A 17498-nucleotide genomic window follows, 5' to 3' on the forward strand; every position below is an offset into this window, starting at 1 on the left:
CACCCGCGGAAAAATGAGAGGCATCCCCGCACGTCTGCCCGTACGGTCCCTGCCCATGACAGTGATCGTGCGTGACCTGCGTCCCGAAGCTCCCGGCGACACCGAGGGTTTCGCCCGGGTGCGCCGACTCGCCCTGCCGTACATCCTCTTCACCTCGGACTCGGTCCGGCACAACGCGCTGCACACCCATCCCGACGCCCGCTACCGCCCGCTGATCGCGGAGGAGGACGGCGAGGTGATCGGCACGGCCCAGGTGCTGCTGGCGTACGACAGCGACGAGCCGGGCCAGGGCCTGCTGAACGTCTACGTCCGCCCGGACCGCGCGGGCTGCGGCGCGGGCGGGCTGCTGCTGCGCACGGCCGAGGAGCACCTTGCCTCGATCGGCGCGACCAAGGTGTACAGCTGGGTCCTCGACGAGCCGGGCAACCGCGCCTTCGCCGAGCGGCACGGCTACCGCGCCGGCCGGTCCGCGCACTTCCTGCGCCTGGACCTGGCGGGCACCGCGCTCCCGCCGCTCCCGCCCACCCCGCCGGGCGTCGAGCTGCGCACGGCCGCGGAGTTCGCGGACGATCCGCGCCCGCTGTTCGAACTGGACACGGAGACGATGCTGGACGAGCCGGGCGAGATCGCCTACGAGTCCCGGGGCTACGCGGACTGGCTCGCCCGGACCTGGCGCCATCCCCTGCTGGACCGCGAGCTGACCATGGCGGCGTGCGTCGACGGCCGTCCGGTCGCGTTCAGCATGGCCTACACCGACGGCGACGGCCGCTGCTCCAGCGCGATGACCGGCACCGCCCGCGCCCACCGCGGCCGGGGCCTGGCCAAGCTCGCCAAGCTGCACACCCTGCACCGCGCCCGCGCCGCCGGCGTCACCGAGGCATTCACGGGCAACGACGCCGGCAACGGCCCCATGATCGCCATCAACGAGTGGCTCGGCTACCGGATCCGCGCCACGGAGGTCCACTATGTCCGCGAACTCTCCTGAAACCACCGCCGACTTGACGATCGCCCTGGTCAAGGGAGGCCGCACGAAGATCCGTTACCCGGCCGGGCTGCTCGGCGACGACGGGACCCGGATCGTGGTCCGGGCGCCCTGGGCGGGCTCCGGCGTCCGCGACTTCGGCTTCGTCCGCTTCGAGCCGGGCGATGTGTTCACCGAGTACTACTGGCGCGACCGGTGGTACGCGGTGAAGGAGGTGCGCGCCGCGGGCGGCTCCGTCAAGGGCTGGTACTGCGACATCACCCGGCCCGCGGTGCGCACCGGCGCGGAGCTGACGGTGGAGGACCTGGACCTGGATCTGTGGCGCTCGGCGGACGGCGGGGACGTACGGCGGCTGGACGAGGACGAGTTCGCGGCGAGCGGGCTGGCCGAGGCGGACCCGGGGGCGGCGCGGGCGGCCGTGGCCGCCCTCGACGACCTGGAGCGCCTGGCCCGCGAGGGCGGCTTCGCGGAACTGCTGGCCTGAGACTCCTCCTCGCGCCTCATACGGCCGCCACCACCGCGTACCGCTCGTCGGTCACCTCCTTGCCCCACAGCACCGGGTCGCCGGACAGCCGCTCCACGCGTACGTCGGCCGCCAGCGGCGCGAGCAGCGCGGTGAGCCGGCCGGCCGGTATGCCGACGGGGTGCAGGGTGCCCCAGACGCCCTCGACCAGCACGAACCGGCCGTGCGGGCGCAGCAGCTCCCGCCAGTGGCGCAGTGCCCGGGCCGGGTCGGGCAGCGTCCACAGCACATGCCGTACGAGGACGACGTCGAACCGGAGCCGCCCCACCGGCGGGGCCTCGGCCGGTCCGCACAGCACCTCCGCGGGGCGGCCGGCGAGCTTGGCGCGGGCCCGTTCGACCATCGCCGGGGAGAGGTCGACGGCCGTCACCCGGTGTCCCTGCCCGGCCGCGAGGAGCGACAGGCTGCCGGTGCCGCAGCCGAGGTCGAGCACGTCGGCGGGGTGCCCGGGCAGCCAGGACCGGAGTCTGGCCGCCCAGGCGGCCCGTACCTCGGGGTCGCGCAGGCCGTGGTCGGGTTCGGCGTCGAATCGGGCGGCCTGCGCATCCCAGTCCACGGGCGGGGCAGTCGTCACTGTGTGCTCGTGCTCATCGGTCATGGCCGGAGAGTGACACACGCCACTGACAGCGCCGGATCGATGGGGAACGCTCACCAGCAGCGACCGTCCCCGTGGCACCACGGAACCCGGCGGTCGCCGAAGGAGGCACCGATGCGCCGTACGACCGTGCCCAAGCCCCTGAAGAGGACGGACAGCCGCCGGATCCGCGAGGAGGCGGAGGAGCGCCCCGCGGGTCGGCCCGAGGTGCGCAAGGACATCGCACGCACCTGGTGGCCCGACGGCTGACCCGGTGAGCGCCCGCGTCAGTCGATGGCGGAGGCGCAGGTGGTGGGGCTCGCGTGGGCCGGGTCGAGGGCGTTCGCGACCTCGTGGAACGTGATCCGGTCGGTCAGGGCGATCGCCAGGTGCTCGGAGAGGTCGAGCGGGCACAGGTCCTGGAGCAGCACGTTGCGGACGTCGGAGCCGCTGAGGTACTGGCTGCGCCAGGGCGTGGCCACCTCGTCGTACTGGGTGGCGATGACCGTGTAGTGCACGCCGGGCACGGTGTCGCCGCCCGCGTTGAGCTTGGTGAGGAAGGCGGAGCCGGGTATCTGGTCGGCGAGGCCGGGGGTGGTGGCCTTGACCAGGTCCTCGGCGCCGGGGAAGTAGGGCAGCAGGTTGGTGAGGCCGCTGAGGGTGGCGCCGTGGTTGTCGGGGGCGATGCCGACGAGCGAGCCGACCTTGGCCGCGCCGCCGAGGAACTTGAGGTAGTAGCGGGGCATCATGCCGCCCTGCGAGTGCCCGACGAGGTCGACCTTGGCGGCACCGGTCGCGGAGCGCACCTGGTCCACGAAGGCCGACAGCTGGGCGGCCGACTGGTCGATGGGGCCGAGCCCGTGGAAGACGGGGACGCCGGGCAGCTGGCCGTAGTCGAGGGAGAAGACGCAGTATCCGCGGGCCTCCAGGTAAGGGGCGAGCCCGAGCCAGTTGTCGACCGAGTTGCCGAGGGTGCCGTGCACCAGGACGACGGGGCGGGGGTGGGCGGCGGAGGGCTTGCAGGAGTAGTCGTTCCAGCCGGTGTGGACGGCGGTGTCGGCGTGCGCGGCCGTGGCGGGGAGGGTGACGGCGGCGGCGGACAGGAGCAGGGCGGCGAGGGGTCCGAGCACGCGCTTCCAGGGCAGCATCGGGTGATCTCCTTGCGGGTCAAGGGGTACGGCGGTGGCCTGTCCCGGTGATCCGGATCACGAGGATGCTGTTCATTCGTCAAGTTACGAGCGGGTAGCCGGACTGTGAAGTTACGCGCGGGTAAAACTTCCCACGGCTCCGGCCGCCTGACCTCCCGTCACCAGACGGGCCGCACCGCCTCCGGGGCGCGATCCGCGCCGACTCCTCCCGCAGCGCCCCGCATCTCCCCCTCGCCCGGCAGCCCGCCCCAGGACCCGGCCGCCTCGGCGGCGGCTTCCGCCGCCCGCGCACCGGAAGCGGGCAACGGTGCGCCTGGCGCGGGCAGATACCGGCCGGCACCCGGGCCCCGGCGCACACCGGTGCGCGCGGGAGACACCGGGAGCGTGCGCGCCGGGTCCACCCTCACCGTGGAGAACCCGGCCGGCCTCACCGCCCGGCCGGCCGACGGCGGCTGGATCGCGCCGCCGTGGGTCGACTGGGCCGACCGGGCCGCCGGGCGGGGTGGTTCACACCGCCGTCGGCCGGCCGACCGTCCGCGGGCGCGCGCCGCGGGCCAGGCGGAGCGCCGGGCCCGGGGTGACGGCGGCCGGGCGCACCGCGTCGGGGCCGAAGCGGTGGCGGGCCCGGTCCGCGGCGGCCTCGGCGGCGCGGGCGCGCTGGTCGGTGGGGTCGAAGGAGAGCTGGCGGCAGGCCTCGGCGGCCGGGCGCAGACCGTCGGCGCGCAGGGTGAACGCGCGGACCCTGGCCCGTTGCAGGCCCAGGGAGGCCAGCAGCCCCAGGGCCGCCGCGGCGAGGGCCGGCGAGTGGTCGGTGGGTTCCGGCAGGGTGCGCGTACGGGTGCTGGAACTGCGGTCGGCGTAGCGCACGGTGAGGGTGAGCCGGCCGGTCACCTGCCGTTCGCCGCGCAGGAGTTGGCCGATCCGGTCGGCGAGCCCGAGGACGGACCGGTGCTGCTCCGCGGGGTCGAGGCAGTCCCGCTCCAGCACGAGGTCGGCGGTCAGGTGCGCCGCCGGTTCCCGGGGCGTGACGGGGCGCGGGTCGTGGCCGCGGGCCCGCTCGGCCAGCAGCCGGGCCTGGCCGGTGCCGAGGAGGCGTTGCAGGGTCGCCGGGGGCAGGTCGGCGATCTGGCCGATGTGGTGCAGGCCGTACCGGCCGAGGGTCGCCGCGGTGGTGCGGCCGATCCCGGGCAGCGCGGTGACCGGGCGCGGGTGGAGCCACTCGGCGGCCCGGTCGGCGGGCACCCAGGTGGTCTCCCCCGGCGCCGACGCGTCGGCCGCCATGGCCGCCAGCATCCGGTTGCCCGCGAGCCCGGCGCTGCTGTCGATGCCGTAGAGGGCCTTCAGCCGCATCATCGTCGTCTGGACCAGGTCGTAGGGCGACAGGTCGAAGTACCGCAGCGCCGAGGTCAGGTCCAGCTGGACGGCGTCGGGCGGTACGGCCTGCACATGAGGCGTGATACCAGACATCAGTTCGATTACGTCTTCGTACTGCTCCTCGTTCAGTGCGGCGTGCAGATGAAGATGGGCGATGTGCCGCTGACGGATGCTCATCCCGCGCTCCCCGGACTGGTGTAACCGAACTTCTTCAGGTCGGCCGACCGGCTGCCGGCGGGCAGCAGATCGGCGTACGGATGCAGCCGGGCGCCGGTGGTGCCGTTGGCCAGGGTGCGCCGCGGCTGGGCGGGCGTCGGGTGCGGGCGGCGCTCGCCGAGGAGGGCGAGCGCGGCCTCGGGGCCGTGGTCCCGGCGGGCGGCGGCGATCCGGTCGAGGTCCCAGGCCATGGTGCCGACGACGGTACGGCGACTGCCGCGCACCTGGACCGTGCCCCGCACCAGCAGCAGCCCGCTGTGGAAGACGGTGTAGGCGCAGGCCGGGTGGGAGTCCTCGAAGAACGCCAGGTCGACCAGGCCGGAGCCGTCCTCCAGAGTGACGAAGATGATCCGCCTGCCGCTGGCGATCGGCGGGGTCTGGGTCGAGGCCCGCACCCCCGCCACGAGCACCTGCTGCCCGGCCCGCAGCCCGGCCAGGTGCGCCGCGTCGGTCGCGCCGATCTCCCGCAGCAACCGGTGGTGGTGCTCCATCAGGTGCCGGGAGACGTCGATGCCGAGGCTGTTCAGCTCGGCGCCGAGCGCCTCGCGCCCGGTCATCTCCGGCAGCCCGCTCGGCTCCGCCCCGCCGACCGCGCCCGCGATCAGGGGGAGCTGGCCGGCGCCCGCGGACCGGCCGCGGGCGGCCCGGTGCAGCTCGGCGATCTGGAGCAGCAGATCACGGCGGGTGAGCCGGCCGTCGTGCAGACAGCCCAGCGCGCCGATCTCCGCGAGGCGCTCGGCGACCGGCCGGCTGGGCCGGGCCCGCTGCCAGAAGTCCGACAGCGAACCGTACGGCTGTCCCTCCTCGATCCGCGCGCACTCCTGCTCGCCGATCCCGTGCACGGCGGACAGCGCGAGCCGTACGCCCCACCGCCCCCCGTCGGTCTTCTCCACGGTGTGCCGCGCCCGGGAACGGTTGACGTCGACGGGCAGCACCGGCACCCCGCGCCGGCGCGCGTCGGAGACCAGGACCCGCTTGGGCCACATCCCGGGGTCGTGTTCGAGCAGTCCGGCCAGCAGGAACGCCGGGTGGTGCGCCTTGAGCCAGGCGCTCTGCAGGGCCGGTACGGCGAAGGCGACGGCGTGCGCCCGGCAGAAGCCGTACGCCCCGAAGGCCTCGATCGTCTTCCACACCTCGTCCCGCACGGCCGCGTCGTAGCCGCGCGCGCGGGCCCGCTGCCCGAACCACTCCCTGATCTCGGGCAGCCGTTCCTTCTCGCCGAGCGCCCGCCGGGTGATCTCCGCGAAGGCCCGGTCGCACCCGGTCAGCACCCGCAGCGTCTCGATGATCTGCTCGTGCCAGATGGTCACGCCGTAGGTGTCGGCGAGCACCGGCTCCAGGTCCGGGTGGGCGTACGCGGGCGCGCCGCCGTGGCGGGCGGCGATGTACCGCTCGGGCATGCCGCCCGCGACCGGGCCGGGGCGGAAGAGGCTGATGTCGGCGATGACGTCCTGCTGGTTGCGCGGCTGCAACCGGGACAGCAGGTCCTGCTGGCCGGGCGACTCCAACTGGAACAGGCCGAGGGTCTGGCTCTCCTGGATCAGCTTGAACGCGAAGACGTCGTCGAGCGGCACCTGTGCGGGATCGTCCAGGTCGATGCGTTCGCCGGTGGTCCGTTCGATCTCGGCGACGGCATGGGCCATCGCGGACTGCATCCGCACACCCAGGACGTCGAGCTTGATGTTGCCGAGCGCCTCGATCTCCTCCTTCGCGGCCATGGCCATGGGGTAGTCGCCCTGCGGGGTGGGCTGCACCGGCAGCCGGTCCAGCAGGGTGGCGTCGCTGATGACCACGCCGCAGGGGTGCATGGCCATGCCGTGGACCAGCGAGTCGAGTCCCTCGGCCAGTTCCCACAGCGGCCCGAACCGGGGCGCCTCGGCCGCCAGTGCGCGCAGTTCGGGCAGCTCGGCGAGGGCGCCGGTGATGTCGGCGGCGCGCAGGTGCGGGAAGCTCTTGGCGATCCGGTCCACCTCCGCGGGCGCGATGCCGAGGGCGAGACCGGTGTCCCGCAGGGCCCGGCGGGCGCGGTAGGTCTCGGGCATGGCGGTGACCGCCACCCGCTCCTTGCCGAACCGTTCGAAGATCGCGTCGTAACACTCCAGGCGGCGCGCGGACTCCACATCGATGTCGATGTCGGGCAGCGAGGCCCGGCGCACGCTGAGGAAGCGTTCGAACAGCAGGTGGTGGTCGAGCGGGTTGGCGGTGGCGATGCCCAGCGCGTGGCAGACCAGTGAACCGGCGCCCGAGCCGCGGGCCGCGACCCGGATGCCCTTGGCCCGGATGTCGGCGACGACCTGGCCGACGGCGAGGAAGTACGAGTCGTAGCGCAGCCGGGAGATCACGGCGAGTTCCTCGTCGAGGCGGGCGAGCGCCGCCGGGTCCCGGTCGAGGCCCCGCCGGGCCAGGCCCTCCTCGCTGCGCCGGCGCAGCAGCCGGGCGGCGCCGTCGGCTCCGGGGTCGGCGCCGAAGAGGGCGGGCTCCGGGAAGTGCGGGGTGCCCAGGCCAAGGTCGGGGCCGGGGTCGAGGGTGCACTCGGCGGCCGTTGCGGCGGTGTCCGCGAGCAGCCGGCGGGCCCGTCGCTCGTCGGCTCCGGCGCACTCGGCGACCATGCGGGCGAGGACCGTCATCTCCCGCTCGCCCTTGAGCCAGCGCTGCCCGCTGTCCAGGCGGCGCCGGTCGATGGGCCGCAGCAGCCGGGCGGCGTCCAGGACGTCGGCGAGGCGGTGCTGGCCGGGGTCGGCGTAGCGGACGGCGTTGGAGAGGACGGCGGTGGTGCCGGTGCGGTCGGCGAGCGCGAGGGTGCGGGCGGCGAGCCGCAGGGACCCCGGACCGATGCCGGAACGTTTCTGCGCGACGACTTCCAGCCGGACCCCGCGCCCGAAGACCTCCCGCCAGGGCGCCAGCAGCCGCACCGCGACGTCCTCCCGGCCCACCGCCAGCGCCCGCACCGGCTCCGAGAGCGGGCCGAGCAGAACGGTCAGGCCGGGGCCGCCGTGCTCCCGCAGCGCGGCCCACGGCACCACGGGGGCCGTGCCGCCGAGCGCGTCGGCGTGGGCGGCCGAGGTGATGCGGCACAGCCGCGCCCATCCCTCCCGGTCCCGGGCGAGCAGCACGACCCGCAGCGGCGGCTCGACCACATGGGCACCACCGCGCGCCGGGGTGCGCCGGCGCAGGGCGGGCGGCGGCGGGGCGATCCCCTCGACCGCGAGATCGACGCCGAGGACCGGCCGCACCCCTTCCTTCGCACACGCCCGTACGAATCGAACAACGCCGGTGACCGTGTCCCGGTCGGTGAGCGCGAGCGCCTCCACCCCCCGCTCGGCCGCCCTGCGCACCAGCTGCTCCGGGTGCGCGGCGCCATAGCGGGCGGAGTAACCGGACGCGACATGCAGATGAGCGAAGCCCGCCATGCCGCACCTCCCTCACACCCACCCCTTTTCGGCCATTCCATCCGATCCGTCCATCGTACGCTCGTTCGAATACTGTAACCCCATCACCGCCGGTCAGCGACTACATTCGAACAAGTAGGCGATCGATTGCGGGGAGTGAGGCGGTGGCCGGAAAGCGGCTGCCCCGGAGCGGGGGCGAAGACGACGACGCCCCGCCCCGGGGAGACCGGGGCGGGGCGTCGGGAGGGGAACCGGGCGGCGGTCAGCCGATCTCGGTGCCCGTGGCCGTCAGGGCCGCGGTGACCGGCTGGAAGAAGGTCTCACCGCCGGAGGTGCAGTCGCCGCTGCCGCCGGAGGTCAGGCCGATCGCGTCACTGCCGGAGAACAGGGAGCCGCCGCTGTCGCCGGGCTCGGCGCAGACGTCGGTCTGGATCAGCCCGCCGACCGTGCCCTCCTGGTAGTTCACGGTGGCGTTCAGGCCGGTGACTGTGCCGTCGTGCACATGGGTCGTGGACCCGCTGCGCGTGACCTTCATGCCCACCGTGGCCTCGGCCGCCCCGGTGATCTTCTGGGTCGAGCCGTTGTACAGGTCGACCTCGCTCGGGTGGCCGGCGTCCGAGGTGTACTTGACCAGACCGTAGTCGGTGCCCGGGAAGTGGGACTCCGCGTTCTGCCCGATCTCGTTGCCGTCGGCGTCCGACCAGGTGGAGATGGACGCGGTGCAGTGCCCGGCGGTCAGGAAGTACGGCTGGCCGCCCTTGACCACGTTGAAGCCGAGCGAGCAGCGGCCGCCGGAGCCGTTGATGGCGTCACCGCCGGCGATGAAGGGCTTGAACTCCGCCCGGGAGCGCTTCAGTTCGACCTTGCCGCCGAGCCCCTCGACCACCTTGCTCAGCTTGGCCCAGCGCGCGCCGGTGACCGACCTGTCGGCCGTGACGACCACCTTGTTCGACACCGGGTCGGTGGCCCAGGACGTGCCCGGGATGGTCGCGTCCTTCTTCAGCGTCGCGCGGGCGCCGTCGAGTTCGGCGAGCGAGTGGGCGACGATTCTGGCCTTGGCGCCCGAGGCCTCGACGGTCTTCGCGGCGGTCTCGTCGAGCACGTTCACGACGAGGCTCCTGGCCTTGGCGTCGTAGTAGCTGCCCGCGGCGCCGCCGCCGAGGTGCGAACTCAGTGTGGCGGCCAGGTTCGCGGCCGCCGGAGCGGACAGCGGCCGGGGCTGCGCCACGGACTTCGCGGGCTCGCTGGCGTTCGCATTCTGCAAGGTGACCCCTGCCAAGGCCAGCGCGGCGATGCCCGCGCCGGTCATGACGAGCCGTCGCCCGGGTATGCGTCGGTGCTTCAACTCACGTCCTCCTGTGGGGGGATGGCCGTCCGGGTTGTGGGGACCCGACGACCTGAAGGCTGGTTGACGGGCGCCCACTCTTCCGAACCCCACAGGGGACACACAAGACCGACTTCCGGACGCGCACGGCAACGGCTTGCGCACACCCGTTCCCGCATGACCGCCCGTCACCACCCAGGGAATTTCGTGCCGCAAATACTACGAGCGAGTAACTCTCACCCCAACGTGACGGGAACACATGGCTTGTTCCTTTCCCCTTCCTTCACGGCCCGGACACGAAGAAGCCCCCGCACACAGGAATGTGTGCGGGGGCTCGTCACCATCGCGGCCGGGGCCGGGGCGTCAGGGAAGCGTGACGCCGTAGTAGTTCAGGGCCTCGGTGACCGGCTGGAAGAAGGTCGTGCCGCCGGAGGTGCAGTCACCGCTGCCGCCGGAGGTCAGACCGTAGGCCGTGGAGCCGTTGTACAGCGGGCCGCCGCTGTCGCCGCCCTCGGCGCAGACCGTGGTCTGGATCAGGCCGGAGACGATGCCGTCGCTGCCGTAGTTGACGGTGGCGTTGAGCGCGGTGACCTTGCCGCTGTGCGTACCGGTGGTGGAGCCGCGCCGGTAGACGGTCTGGCCCACACTCGGGGTGGCCGCGCTGGAGATGGTCTGGCTGCCGACCGCGCTCGGGTGCGCGATCGAGGAGTTGGTGTACTTGACCAGGGCGAAGTCGTTGCCCGGGAAGCTGTAGCCCACGTTGGTGCCCAGCGTGGTGGTGTGCCCGGAGTTGCTGTACCAGGTGGAGGCCACCTGGCCGCAGTGCCCGGCGGTCAGGAAGTAGTACGTGCTGCCGCTGTGCACGTTGAAGCCGAGCGAACAGCGGTACTGGCCGCCGTAGATGGCGTCGCCGCCGCTGATCAGCGGCTTGAACGTACCGGGCGTGTGCTTGATGGCGAGCGCGCCCGCGTCGGTGCCGGCCTGCTTCTTGATCTTGGCGATCTCGGCCTGGGAGACCGTGCTGTCGACGGTGACGACGACACGGTTGGTCGCGGGGTCGACGGCCCAGGCGGTGCCGGGGACGTCCGCCTTCATCACCGAGTCGCTCGCCTGGGTGAGCTGCGCGGCGCTGAACGGGTGGACCTCGCTCGCGTTCGCGGTGGGGGCGGCGAACGCGGCCGCGGCCAGGAAGCCCGCGGCCACGGCGACCAGCCGGGTCCGTCTCGCCGTGCCGCCGCGGGGAGTGGTGCGCTTGATCCTCACTTCTCGTTCCCTCCAAGGGAAGTAGGGGGCCCGCGTGGGGTCGGGGCCCGGTGAGGCGCAGCCAGGGGTGCCATCGGATGACGATGTACATGTCCCTGACAACCGCTGAAGGGGAGTATTCGGCCGAACGCCCGGTAGGCACAAGGGTGCCTTTCGGCCGTCGGACTTTAGACCTCCTTTGCCCAAAGGTCGCCGTGCCCTGGCATCCCGGTGTCAGAGCAGCCTCCGCTCCCCCGCCCGAACGGCCACGTCCAGCGTGTTGCCGGGCGGCGGGAAGGGGCACAGCGAGTGCTCGGTGAAGGCGCAGGGCGGGAGTTGGGCGCGGTTGAAGTCGACGGTCGTACGGCCCTCGCCGTCCGGCGCGTCCACGTACAGGAAGCGGAACCGGAAGCTGCTGTCTCCGCTGGTGGCGTCGGCGAAGACGGCCCACAGCGGCCCCTCGCCCCGGCGTGCCACCTTCAGCGTCCGCCCGACGCCGCCCAGGGTGAAGGAGAGTTCCCCGGCGAGGGCGAAGCCGCGGGCACGGCCGTCCGCGTTGCCGACCCGTACGGTGCGCTGCGCGTCGTACGCCGTAAAGCCGCCCGGCACCGCCCAGCCGGGGTCGTACGCGGTGGCCTCGATGCCCCGGAAGGCCCGGCGCGCGTCGGCGCCGGGGTCGAGGACCCGCACTCCCCAGACCCCCTCGCGGACCAGCACCGCCAGTCGCCTCTCACCGTGCGAGACCCGCGCGGCGGCCTCCGGGTCACCGTCGGCGACCAGCCGGATCTCCCCGTGGAAGGGCCGGCGGTCCACCCGCAGCCCGTCGGCCTCGGTGGCCGTCAGCACAACACCCTGACCGTCCGCCACCCAGCTCCCTGGAATGTCCGGAAGTCGCCCCTCCGGATGGTCTTCCAGCCAGTGGGTGGCGGTCAGCGCGAGCGGCCCGTAGGGGGCCGTGACCGACTCCTCCCGCTTCCGGCGCCACTGCTTCCACTCGTCGGCCGCGTCGGTGGTCATACCATCTCTTCCTTTTGTCCGCCGGTTCGGTGGGTGGTGTTCTCTCCCCGGGCCAGACCCAGGTGCTCGCGCAGGGTGCCGCCCGGATAGAAGGTGCGGAACAGGCCGCGATGCTGGAGCAGCGCCACCGTGCCGTTGACCAGGCGTTCCAGATCACGGCGGGGCTCGACGGGGACCAGGTGGAAGCCGTCGGCGGCCCCCTCGGTGTGCCAGGCGGCGACCAGATCCGCGAGGTCGACCGGCCCGCCCCGGTACAGCGGGCCCATCGGGCTGGGCCGGGGACCGCCCCCGCCATGCCCGGGTTCGGCGGCCTGCTCCCCGCCGCCGAGGTCCACCCGCAGGCTCACCAGGACCCGCAGGGCCGCCGGATCGCGCCCCGACGCGGTCGCCGTCGACCGCAGTTCATCGCAGACGGCGGCGGCCTGCGCCGGGGTCGCGGCGGGTACCAGGGCCACGTCCGCGTAGCGGGCGGCGGCCGTCCGGCCCTGCTTCGTGTCCGCGTCGACCACGCGGACGGGGTGACCGTGCGGCGGCCGGGACACCGGCCCGGCGACCCGGCGGACGGGCGGCCGGGCCCCGGCCTGCGGCACCGTGATCCGCCAGCCGGCCCGGCCCCGGCCGATCCAGTCCGCCCCGGCCAGGGCGGCCGGCACCGGCCAGGGTTCGGCGAGGGCGGGCACCAGTCCGATCCGCCGGGTCGCCGGCACCACCCGGCCCAGCAGGTCCAGCGCCTCGGGCCCGGGCCGCCCGGCCGGGTCGCCCAGGGTCACGAAGTCCAGCCGGCCGTGCTCGGCGAGCCGTGCCAGCTCCGCGTACGGCCCGGCGCCGGGACCCTCGGGCGGCTCGACGGCGGCGGCGAGATGCAGCATGCCCCGCCGGTACCGCCCGCTCGTCCGCCCGGCCGGTGCCGTTCTCACAGCACCTTCGCCAGGAACGCCCGCGTGCGCTCCTCGCGCGGTGCGGCCAGCACCGCCTCGGGCGGCCCCTGTTCGACGATCCGGCCGTCGGCCATGAACACCACCGTGTCGGCGACCTCCCGCGCGAACGCGATCTCATGGGTGACGACGATCATCGTGGTGCCCTGGGCGGCGAGATCGCGGATGACGTCCAGCACCTCGCCGACCAGCTCGGGATCGAGCGCCGAGGTCGGCTCGTCGAAGAGCAGCAGCCGGGGCTCCAGCGCCAGCGCCCGTGCGATGGCGACGCGCTGCTGCTGCCCGCCGGACAACTGCGCGGGGTACGCGTCGGCCTTGTCCGCCAGCCCCACCCGGGCGAGCAGCCGGTGCGCCTGCGCCTCCGCCTGTGCGCGGGGCCGCTTCAGCGCGGACACCGGTGCCTCGACCACGTTGTCCAGGACGGTGAGATGGGGGAAGAGCCGGAAGTTCTGGAAGACGAAGCCGATCTTGGTGCGCCGGCGCAGTACCTCGCGCTCGGGCAGCTCGTACAGCCGGTCGCCGGTGCGCCGGTAACCGACCGGCGCGCCGTCCACCGTGATCTCGCCCCGGTCCGCCTTCTCCAGGTGGTTGATGGTGCGCAGCAGCGTGGACTTGCCGGAGCCGGAGGGCCCGAGCACGACGGTCACCTCGCCGGTGCGGACCTGGAGGTCGATGCCCTTGAGGACGTCGAGCGAGCCGAAGCTCTTGTGCACCGACCTGATGTCGACCATGACGGTCATGGGTCAATTCCTTTGTCTGTGGCGGGCGTTCAGGCGGCGGCGCGGCCGGTCCGGGCCCGCAGGAAGGACAGGGCGGTCCGGGCGGTGGCGTCGTTCTGCCGGAAGGCGGGTCCGCCGGTGCGCGGCCGGGTGAAGGCGCCGGGGGTGCGGGCGTCGGTGTAGGGGCCGAGCGCGAAGCGCCGGGGGTGCGGGCGCCCGGCGCCGTCGAGGAGACGGCCGTCGCGCGGGTCCACCCGGAGCAGGCCCTCGGGGGTCTCGGCGGCGCCGTCGGCGTGCAGGGCGCGCAGCAGGGGGTCGCGGGCGCGGCCCACGGTGGGCGCGGGCAGCCTGGCCTCGACCAGGGCGCGGGCCGTGACGGAGTGTCCCGGCACGGTGGGGCTGGCCGCCCGGAACGCCCCGTCCTCGGCGGTGACGGTCATGTCGGCGCCGAGGAAGCGCAGCAGGCCGGCCCGGGAGAGTGCGAGCATCTGCCGCAGCCGGGGACCGGGCGGGCCGGACGCCAGATAGCTGAAGAACCCGTGCCACCAGGGTCCGATGTCCCCGAGCCGCACCAGTTGCCCGTAGACGGACAGCAGCCCGAGGAAGACGCCCAGGTCCGCGCTGTGCGCCGGGTCGTGACGGCGCTTCAGGTCCGCTTCGACATAGGCGCGCAGGCCGTCCTGGAAGTCCTCCGGCGAGGCGTACCGCACCCCGGCCAGCGGGTGGTCGAGCGCGGCGAGGTCGAGCCGGTCGGCCGGGTCGGGCACGGCGGCGGCGACGAGCGCGGCCAGCTCGGCGGGGTCGCCGGCGGCCGTGTACCCCTCCTCGAAGTCGGCCCAGGCGGTGGCCGTGCGCTCCGGGTGGGCGGTGAACAGCCGGTGGTAGTGGGCGAAGCCCAGCTCCTTCTCCACCAGCGGCCACACATCGCGCCGGAAGTCGAAGCCGTCCGGCCGGGCCAGCAGGGCGTCGGTCTCGGCGGGACCGAGGAAGCGGGGCAGCGGGGGCCGGTCGCCGGTCCAGTCGTAGCCGATCTTCGAGTGGTACGGCACGCCGCGCCGCGAGCCGACGTACAGCACCGGCTCGCGTCCCGAGGGGAGGTAGGTGTCGCCGTCGTACCGGCCGCCGCGGCCCTCGGTGAGCAGCACCATGAGGTCGACGAAGGCCAGCCCGAAGCCCCGGACGAGCACCGGTTCGCCGGGCCTCAGCGCGGACAGGTCGGTGTCGGCGGTGAAGTCGGGCGGCAGGTGCGTCAGGCCGTGGGTGCGGGCGTGTGCGGCCAACCGGGCCTGTTCCGGGTCGAGTTCGGCGTCGAGGTGGCCGAGGGCGAGGATCACCAGATCGGCCGGGAGCGGGCGGGACCGGCCCGCCAGCCAGACCTGCTGGCGCCCGTCGCGGGGACCGCCGACGCGCAGGGCGCGGGTGGGGTGGTGGTGGACGGTGATGTCCGGGGGCAGTGCGGCCCGGGCCCGCTCGTACACCCAGCGCAGATAGCGGCCCTGGATCCGGCGGTCGGCGAAGGTGCGGCCGTCCAGTGCGGCCCACTCGTGCAGGGTGGGGCCCTCGCGCACCGGGCCGTCCATGCGCACCGTGTCGTCGGTGAACATGGTGACGTCCTCGGCGTGCGAGTTCATCCACAGCAGCGGCGACTGCTCCTGCCGCCAGATGCGCCCGCCGCCCGGCGGGTGCGGGTCCACCAGATGGATGTCGAGGCCCGAACCGGCGTACAGCTCGGGGGCGTTGGCGGCGATGCGTTCGAGGAGGCCGGTCCCCCGCGGACCGGCGCCCACGATCACCAGCTGGGGCCTCATCGGGCCTGCTCCGTGCCGCGGGCGTAGTGCTTCTCGACGTAGTGCTGGCCGATGCCGAGCAGGGTGGTGACGACCGCGTACCAAAGGGTGGCGACCATCAGCAGCGGGATCACCTGATAGGTGCGGTGGTAGATCAACTGGGCAGAGAACAGAAGGTCGTTGACGGCGATGACACTGACGATCGAGGTGCCCTTGAGGGTGCCGATCAGCATGTTGCCGGCGGGCGGCACGATGGACCGCATCGCCTGGGGCAGCACGATCCGCCACCCGCGGCGCCACCGGCTCAGGCCGAGTGCCTGGGCGGCCTCGATCTGGTCCCGGCCGACGGAGAGGATGCCGCCGCGGACGACCTCGGCGGCGTAGGCGGCCTCGTGCAGGGTGAGCCCGATGATGGCGACCGCGACCGGGCTGAGCAGGTTGACCGTCTTCACGCCGAGCACCTGCGGGTACAGCGCCCCGATGTTGAACCACAGCAGCAGCTGCACCAGCACCGGGATGGACCTGAACAGCCAGACGTATCCCCAGCCGACGGCGCGCAGCACGGGGTTGGCGGACAGCCGGAAGGCGGCGAGCAGGGTGCCGAGGGCGAAGCCGAGGACCATCACCACGGCGGTCAGCCACAGCGTGAGCCACAGCCCGCGCAGCACCGAACCGGTGGTGAAGTACGCGGCGACGACGTCCCACTGGAAAGCCCGGTTGCGGACGACGGAGGTGACGGCGAGGGCGAGCAGGACGAGGACGACGGCGGCGGCGGTCCACTGGCCGTAGCGGCGCTGGGGCACGATCCGGGGGACGCCCGCGGGCCCGGGTATCTCCGGGGCGGCGGGGGCTTGGGCGAGGGTGTCGGATGACATGCGAAGGCTCCGTGACGCGATGGTCGAACGTCGGAACGGGTGGTGCCTTCACACGGGGCGCGCCGCCGGGCGGCGCGGATACGGCCGAGCCCCTCAGCAGGGCCGTGCACCGAGAGTACGCAAGCGGTCGCCCGCGCTGTCAAGGGTGTCCATACTGTGAGCGCTACGTCTCAAGCCGGTTGACGCGGAACCGGATGCCTGTTCCACTTGGCCCATGCATCCACAGCAGTGGCTGGTCACCCGCTCCCACATCGACTTCGGTCGCGTGTGGTCCTCCTCCTGTTGAGCTGACCCCCTGCGTGCGCCCGCGTCCGGCGGGCGTCCTTCGCGCTCTCCGTTTCTCCTCCCGCTTTCCTCCACGCGGTACCTCGCCTTCACACGCGTTCCTCCCCTCCCCTCGCGCTCTCGCACGCCCTTTTCCGCCTTCAGGAGACCGCAGTCGATGCGTACGCCGATTTATCGATATGTCATGCCCTTTGCCGCCATCACCTCGGCCGCCCTGTTCCTCACCGCCTGCGGTGCCGGCTCCGCCGGCACCGGCGGGGCGGACGCCTCCGGGGTGGCGGCCAAGTCGGACGCGGTGCCGACCACCGACGTGGTGTCGGCCGAGAAGAAGGACCCGGCGGCGGCGCGGCTGCTGCCCGCGGGCACCACTCGCCTCACCGTCGCGATCAGCGTCGGCGGCACCCCGCCCGGCACCACCTATCTGTCCGACGGCAAGACGCTGACCGGCCAGGACGTCGACTTCACCAAGGCCGTCGCCAAGGTCCTCGGCATCGACCTGACGGTGGACCAGGCGAGTTTCGAGGCGATCCTGCCCGCCCTGGACAGCGGCAAGTACGACGTCGGCGCGAGCAACTTCGGGGTCACCGACGAGCGCCGCAGGACCATCGACTTCGTCACCTACGTCAACGACGGCCAGGGCTTCGCCACCCGCAAGGACAGCAAGCTGTCGAAGATCACCGATCTGCGGCAGCTGTGCGGGCTGAACGTGGCGACCGGCGCGGGGACGACGTTCGAGGCGACCCTGGAGGAGAACAGGCACCTGTGCACCGACGCGGGCAAGAAGCCGTACCAGGTGCAGACGTACGCCGAGCCGAGCGCGATCTGGTCCTCGGTGCAGCAGGGCCGCAGCGACATCGTGATGTCCACGATCAACGGCCTGCGCTACGCCGTCGCCCAGCAGCCGGGCCTGAAGTTCCTCAACGAGTTCCACCGCCTGGACGTCGGTTTCGCCTTCAAGAAGGGCACCAAGCTGGCGCCGGCCTTCCAGGCGGCGGTGAACCGGCTGATCGCCGACGGCACCTACGACAGGATCCTCAAGAAGTGGGGCACGACCGGCTCGGCGATCGACCGGTCGCGGATCTCCCCGCCCGAGATCAAGAACTGAGCG

15 protein-coding genes are annotated in these 17498 nt (G+C 73.4%); 4 read left to right on the forward strand and 11 right to left on the reverse strand.

Translation table 11 applies throughout. The features are described from left to right. Positions 1-55 precede the first annotated feature (55 nt). Together ACSP97_RS08660 and ACSP97_RS08665 are read left to right on the forward strand one after the other, a co-directional pair. Positions 56-985 carry an N-acetyltransferase family protein gene (locus ACSP97_RS08660; protein WP_440556998.1) on the forward strand — a complete coding sequence of 310 codons (930 nt, stop codon included), beginning with the start codon at positions 56-58 and terminating at the stop codon, positions 983-985. Continuing rightward, on the forward strand, positions 966-1466 hold the full coding sequence (locus tag ACSP97_RS08665; protein ID WP_355530358.1) for a DUF402 domain-containing protein: 501 nt from the start codon (positions 966-968) through the stop codon (positions 1464-1466). The genes ACSP97_RS08660 and ACSP97_RS08665 overlap by 20 nt, the downstream gene beginning before the upstream one ends. A 16-nt stretch (positions 1467-1482) precedes the next feature. On the opposite strand, the gene ACSP97_RS08670 is transcribed toward ACSP97_RS08665, so the two are convergent. Continuing rightward, positions 1483-2103: a class I SAM-dependent methyltransferase gene (locus tag ACSP97_RS08670; RefSeq protein ID WP_355152926.1), complete on the reverse strand. Its 621-nt coding sequence runs from the start codon at positions 2101-2103 to the stop codon at positions 1483-1485. 111 nt (positions 2104-2214) lie between these two features. Between ACSP97_RS08670 and ACSP97_RS08675 the strand changes: the two genes are divergently transcribed. Next, a complete protein-coding gene (locus ACSP97_RS08675) occupies positions 2215-2349 on the forward strand; it encodes a hypothetical protein (protein ID WP_355152928.1) in 135 nt (44 codons plus the stop codon). Positions 2350-2366: 17 nt separating this feature from the next. Here ACSP97_RS08675 and ACSP97_RS08680 read toward each other — a convergent pair whose 3' ends face one another. From ACSP97_RS08680 to ACSP97_RS08725, 10 genes are all read right to left on the reverse strand, one after another. Continuing rightward, entirely contained in the window at positions 2367-3227 is an 861-nt protein-coding gene (locus ACSP97_RS08680) for an esterase/lipase family protein (protein WP_355328195.1), read from the reverse strand. A gap of 507 nt (positions 3228-3734) precedes the next feature. Further along, positions 3735-4778, reverse strand: coding sequence for a DNA polymerase Y family protein (locus tag ACSP97_RS08685; RefSeq protein WP_358275801.1), 1044 nt, complete (start codon positions 4776-4778; stop codon positions 3735-3737). Continuing rightward, on the reverse strand, positions 4775-8227 hold the full coding sequence (locus tag ACSP97_RS08690; RefSeq protein ID WP_355328193.1) for a DNA polymerase III subunit alpha: 3453 nt from the start codon (positions 8225-8227) through the stop codon (positions 4775-4777). The genes ACSP97_RS08685 and ACSP97_RS08690 overlap by 4 nt, the downstream gene beginning before the upstream one ends. 241 nt (positions 8228-8468) lie before the next feature. Then, positions 8469-9551, reverse strand: coding sequence for a S1 family peptidase (locus ACSP97_RS08695; protein WP_355152935.1), 1083 nt, complete (start codon positions 9549-9551; stop codon positions 8469-8471). A gap of 342 nt (positions 9552-9893) precedes the next feature. Then, positions 9894-10793: a S1 family peptidase gene (locus ACSP97_RS08700; RefSeq protein WP_355152936.1), complete on the reverse strand. Its 900-nt coding sequence runs from the start codon at positions 10791-10793 to the stop codon at positions 9894-9896. 213 nt (positions 10794-11006) lie between these two features. Then, positions 11007-11789, reverse strand: coding sequence for a DUF1684 domain-containing protein (locus ACSP97_RS08705; protein WP_358275807.1), 783 nt, complete (start codon positions 11787-11789; stop codon positions 11007-11009). Then, positions 11786-12658, reverse strand: coding sequence for an FMNH2-dependent monooxygenase (locus tag ACSP97_RS08710; RefSeq protein WP_388295753.1), 873 nt, complete (start codon positions 12656-12658; stop codon positions 11786-11788). Before ACSP97_RS08710 ends, ACSP97_RS08705 begins: the two co-directional genes overlap by 4 nt. A gap of 44 nt (positions 12659-12702) precedes the next feature. Further along, positions 12703-13464, reverse strand: a complete 762-nt coding sequence (locus ACSP97_RS08715) for an amino acid ABC transporter ATP-binding protein (protein WP_355152940.1) — start codon at positions 13462-13464, stop codon at positions 12703-12705. Positions 13465-13493: 29 nt separating this feature from the next. Further along, entirely contained in the window at positions 13494-15251 is a 1758-nt protein-coding gene (locus tag ACSP97_RS08720; protein WP_440557003.1) for an FAD/NAD(P)-binding protein, read from the reverse strand. Further along, positions 15248-16105 (reverse strand): amino acid ABC transporter permease, encoded by an 858-nt coding sequence (locus ACSP97_RS08725; RefSeq protein WP_355530339.1) that lies wholly within the window; start codon positions 16103-16105, stop codon positions 15248-15250. The genes ACSP97_RS08720 and ACSP97_RS08725 overlap by 4 nt, the downstream gene beginning before the upstream one ends. Before the next feature lie 469 nt (positions 16106-16574). Here ACSP97_RS08725 and ACSP97_RS08730 point away from each other — a divergent pair, with 469 nt between their 5' ends. Then, a complete protein-coding gene (locus tag ACSP97_RS08730; protein ID WP_358680854.1) occupies positions 16575-17495 on the forward strand; it encodes an ABC transporter substrate-binding protein in 921 nt (306 codons plus the stop codon). The last annotated feature ends 3 nt before the right edge of the window (positions 17496-17498 follow it).

Origin of the sequence: Streptomyces sp. SCPE 10 (genome assembly GCF_051980735.1) — a bacterium.
Lineage (GTDB): Bacteria > Actinomycetota > Actinomycetes > Streptomycetales > Streptomycetaceae > Streptomyces > Streptomyces misionensis.

Bases quoted from the DNA above. Each gene is read 5' to 3' on its own strand.
- ACSP97_RS08690 (WP_355328193.1), bottom strand. From the start codon at position 8,227: ATGGCGGGCTTCGCTCATCTGCATGTCGCGTCCGGTTACTCCGCCCGC.
- ACSP97_RS08680 (WP_355328195.1), bottom strand. From the start codon at position 3,227: ATGCTGCCCTGGAAGCGCGTGCTCGGACCCCTCGCCGCCCTGCTCCTG.
- ACSP97_RS08685 (WP_358275801.1), bottom strand. From the start codon at position 4,778: ATGAGCATCCGTCAGCGGCACATCGCCCATCTTCATCTGCACGCCGCA.
- ACSP97_RS08710 (WP_388295753.1), bottom strand. From the start codon at position 12,658: ATGCTGCATCTCGCCGCCGCCGTCGAGCCGCCCGAGGGTCCCGGCGCC.
- ACSP97_RS08660 (WP_440556998.1), top strand. From the start codon at position 56: ATGACAGTGATCGTGCGTGACCTGCGTCCCGAAGCTCCCGGCGACACC.
- ACSP97_RS08675 (WP_355152928.1), top strand. From the start codon at position 2,215: ATGCGCCGTACGACCGTGCCCAAGCCCCTGAAGAGGACGGACAGCCGC.
- ACSP97_RS08705 (WP_358275807.1), bottom strand. From the start codon at position 11,789: ATGACCACCGACGCGGCCGACGAGTGGAAGCAGTGGCGCCGGAAGCGG.
- ACSP97_RS08670 (WP_355152926.1), bottom strand. From the start codon at position 2,103: ATGACCGATGAGCACGAGCACACAGTGACGACTGCCCCGCCCGTGGAC.
- ACSP97_RS08730 (WP_358680854.1), top strand. From the start codon at position 16,575: ATGCCCTTTGCCGCCATCACCTCGGCCGCCCTGTTCCTCACCGCCTGC.
- ACSP97_RS08715 (WP_355152940.1), bottom strand. From the start codon at position 13,464: ATGACCGTCATGGTCGACATCAGGTCGGTGCACAAGAGCTTCGGCTCG.
- ACSP97_RS08720 (WP_440557003.1), bottom strand. From the start codon at position 15,251: ATGAGGCCCCAGCTGGTGATCGTGGGCGCCGGTCCGCGGGGGACCGGC.
- ACSP97_RS08665 (WP_355530358.1), top strand. From the start codon at position 966: ATGTCCGCGAACTCTCCTGAAACCACCGCCGACTTGACGATCGCCCTG.
- ACSP97_RS08725 (WP_355530339.1), bottom strand. From the start codon at position 16,105: ATGTCATCCGACACCCTCGCCCAAGCCCCCGCCGCCCCGGAGATACCC.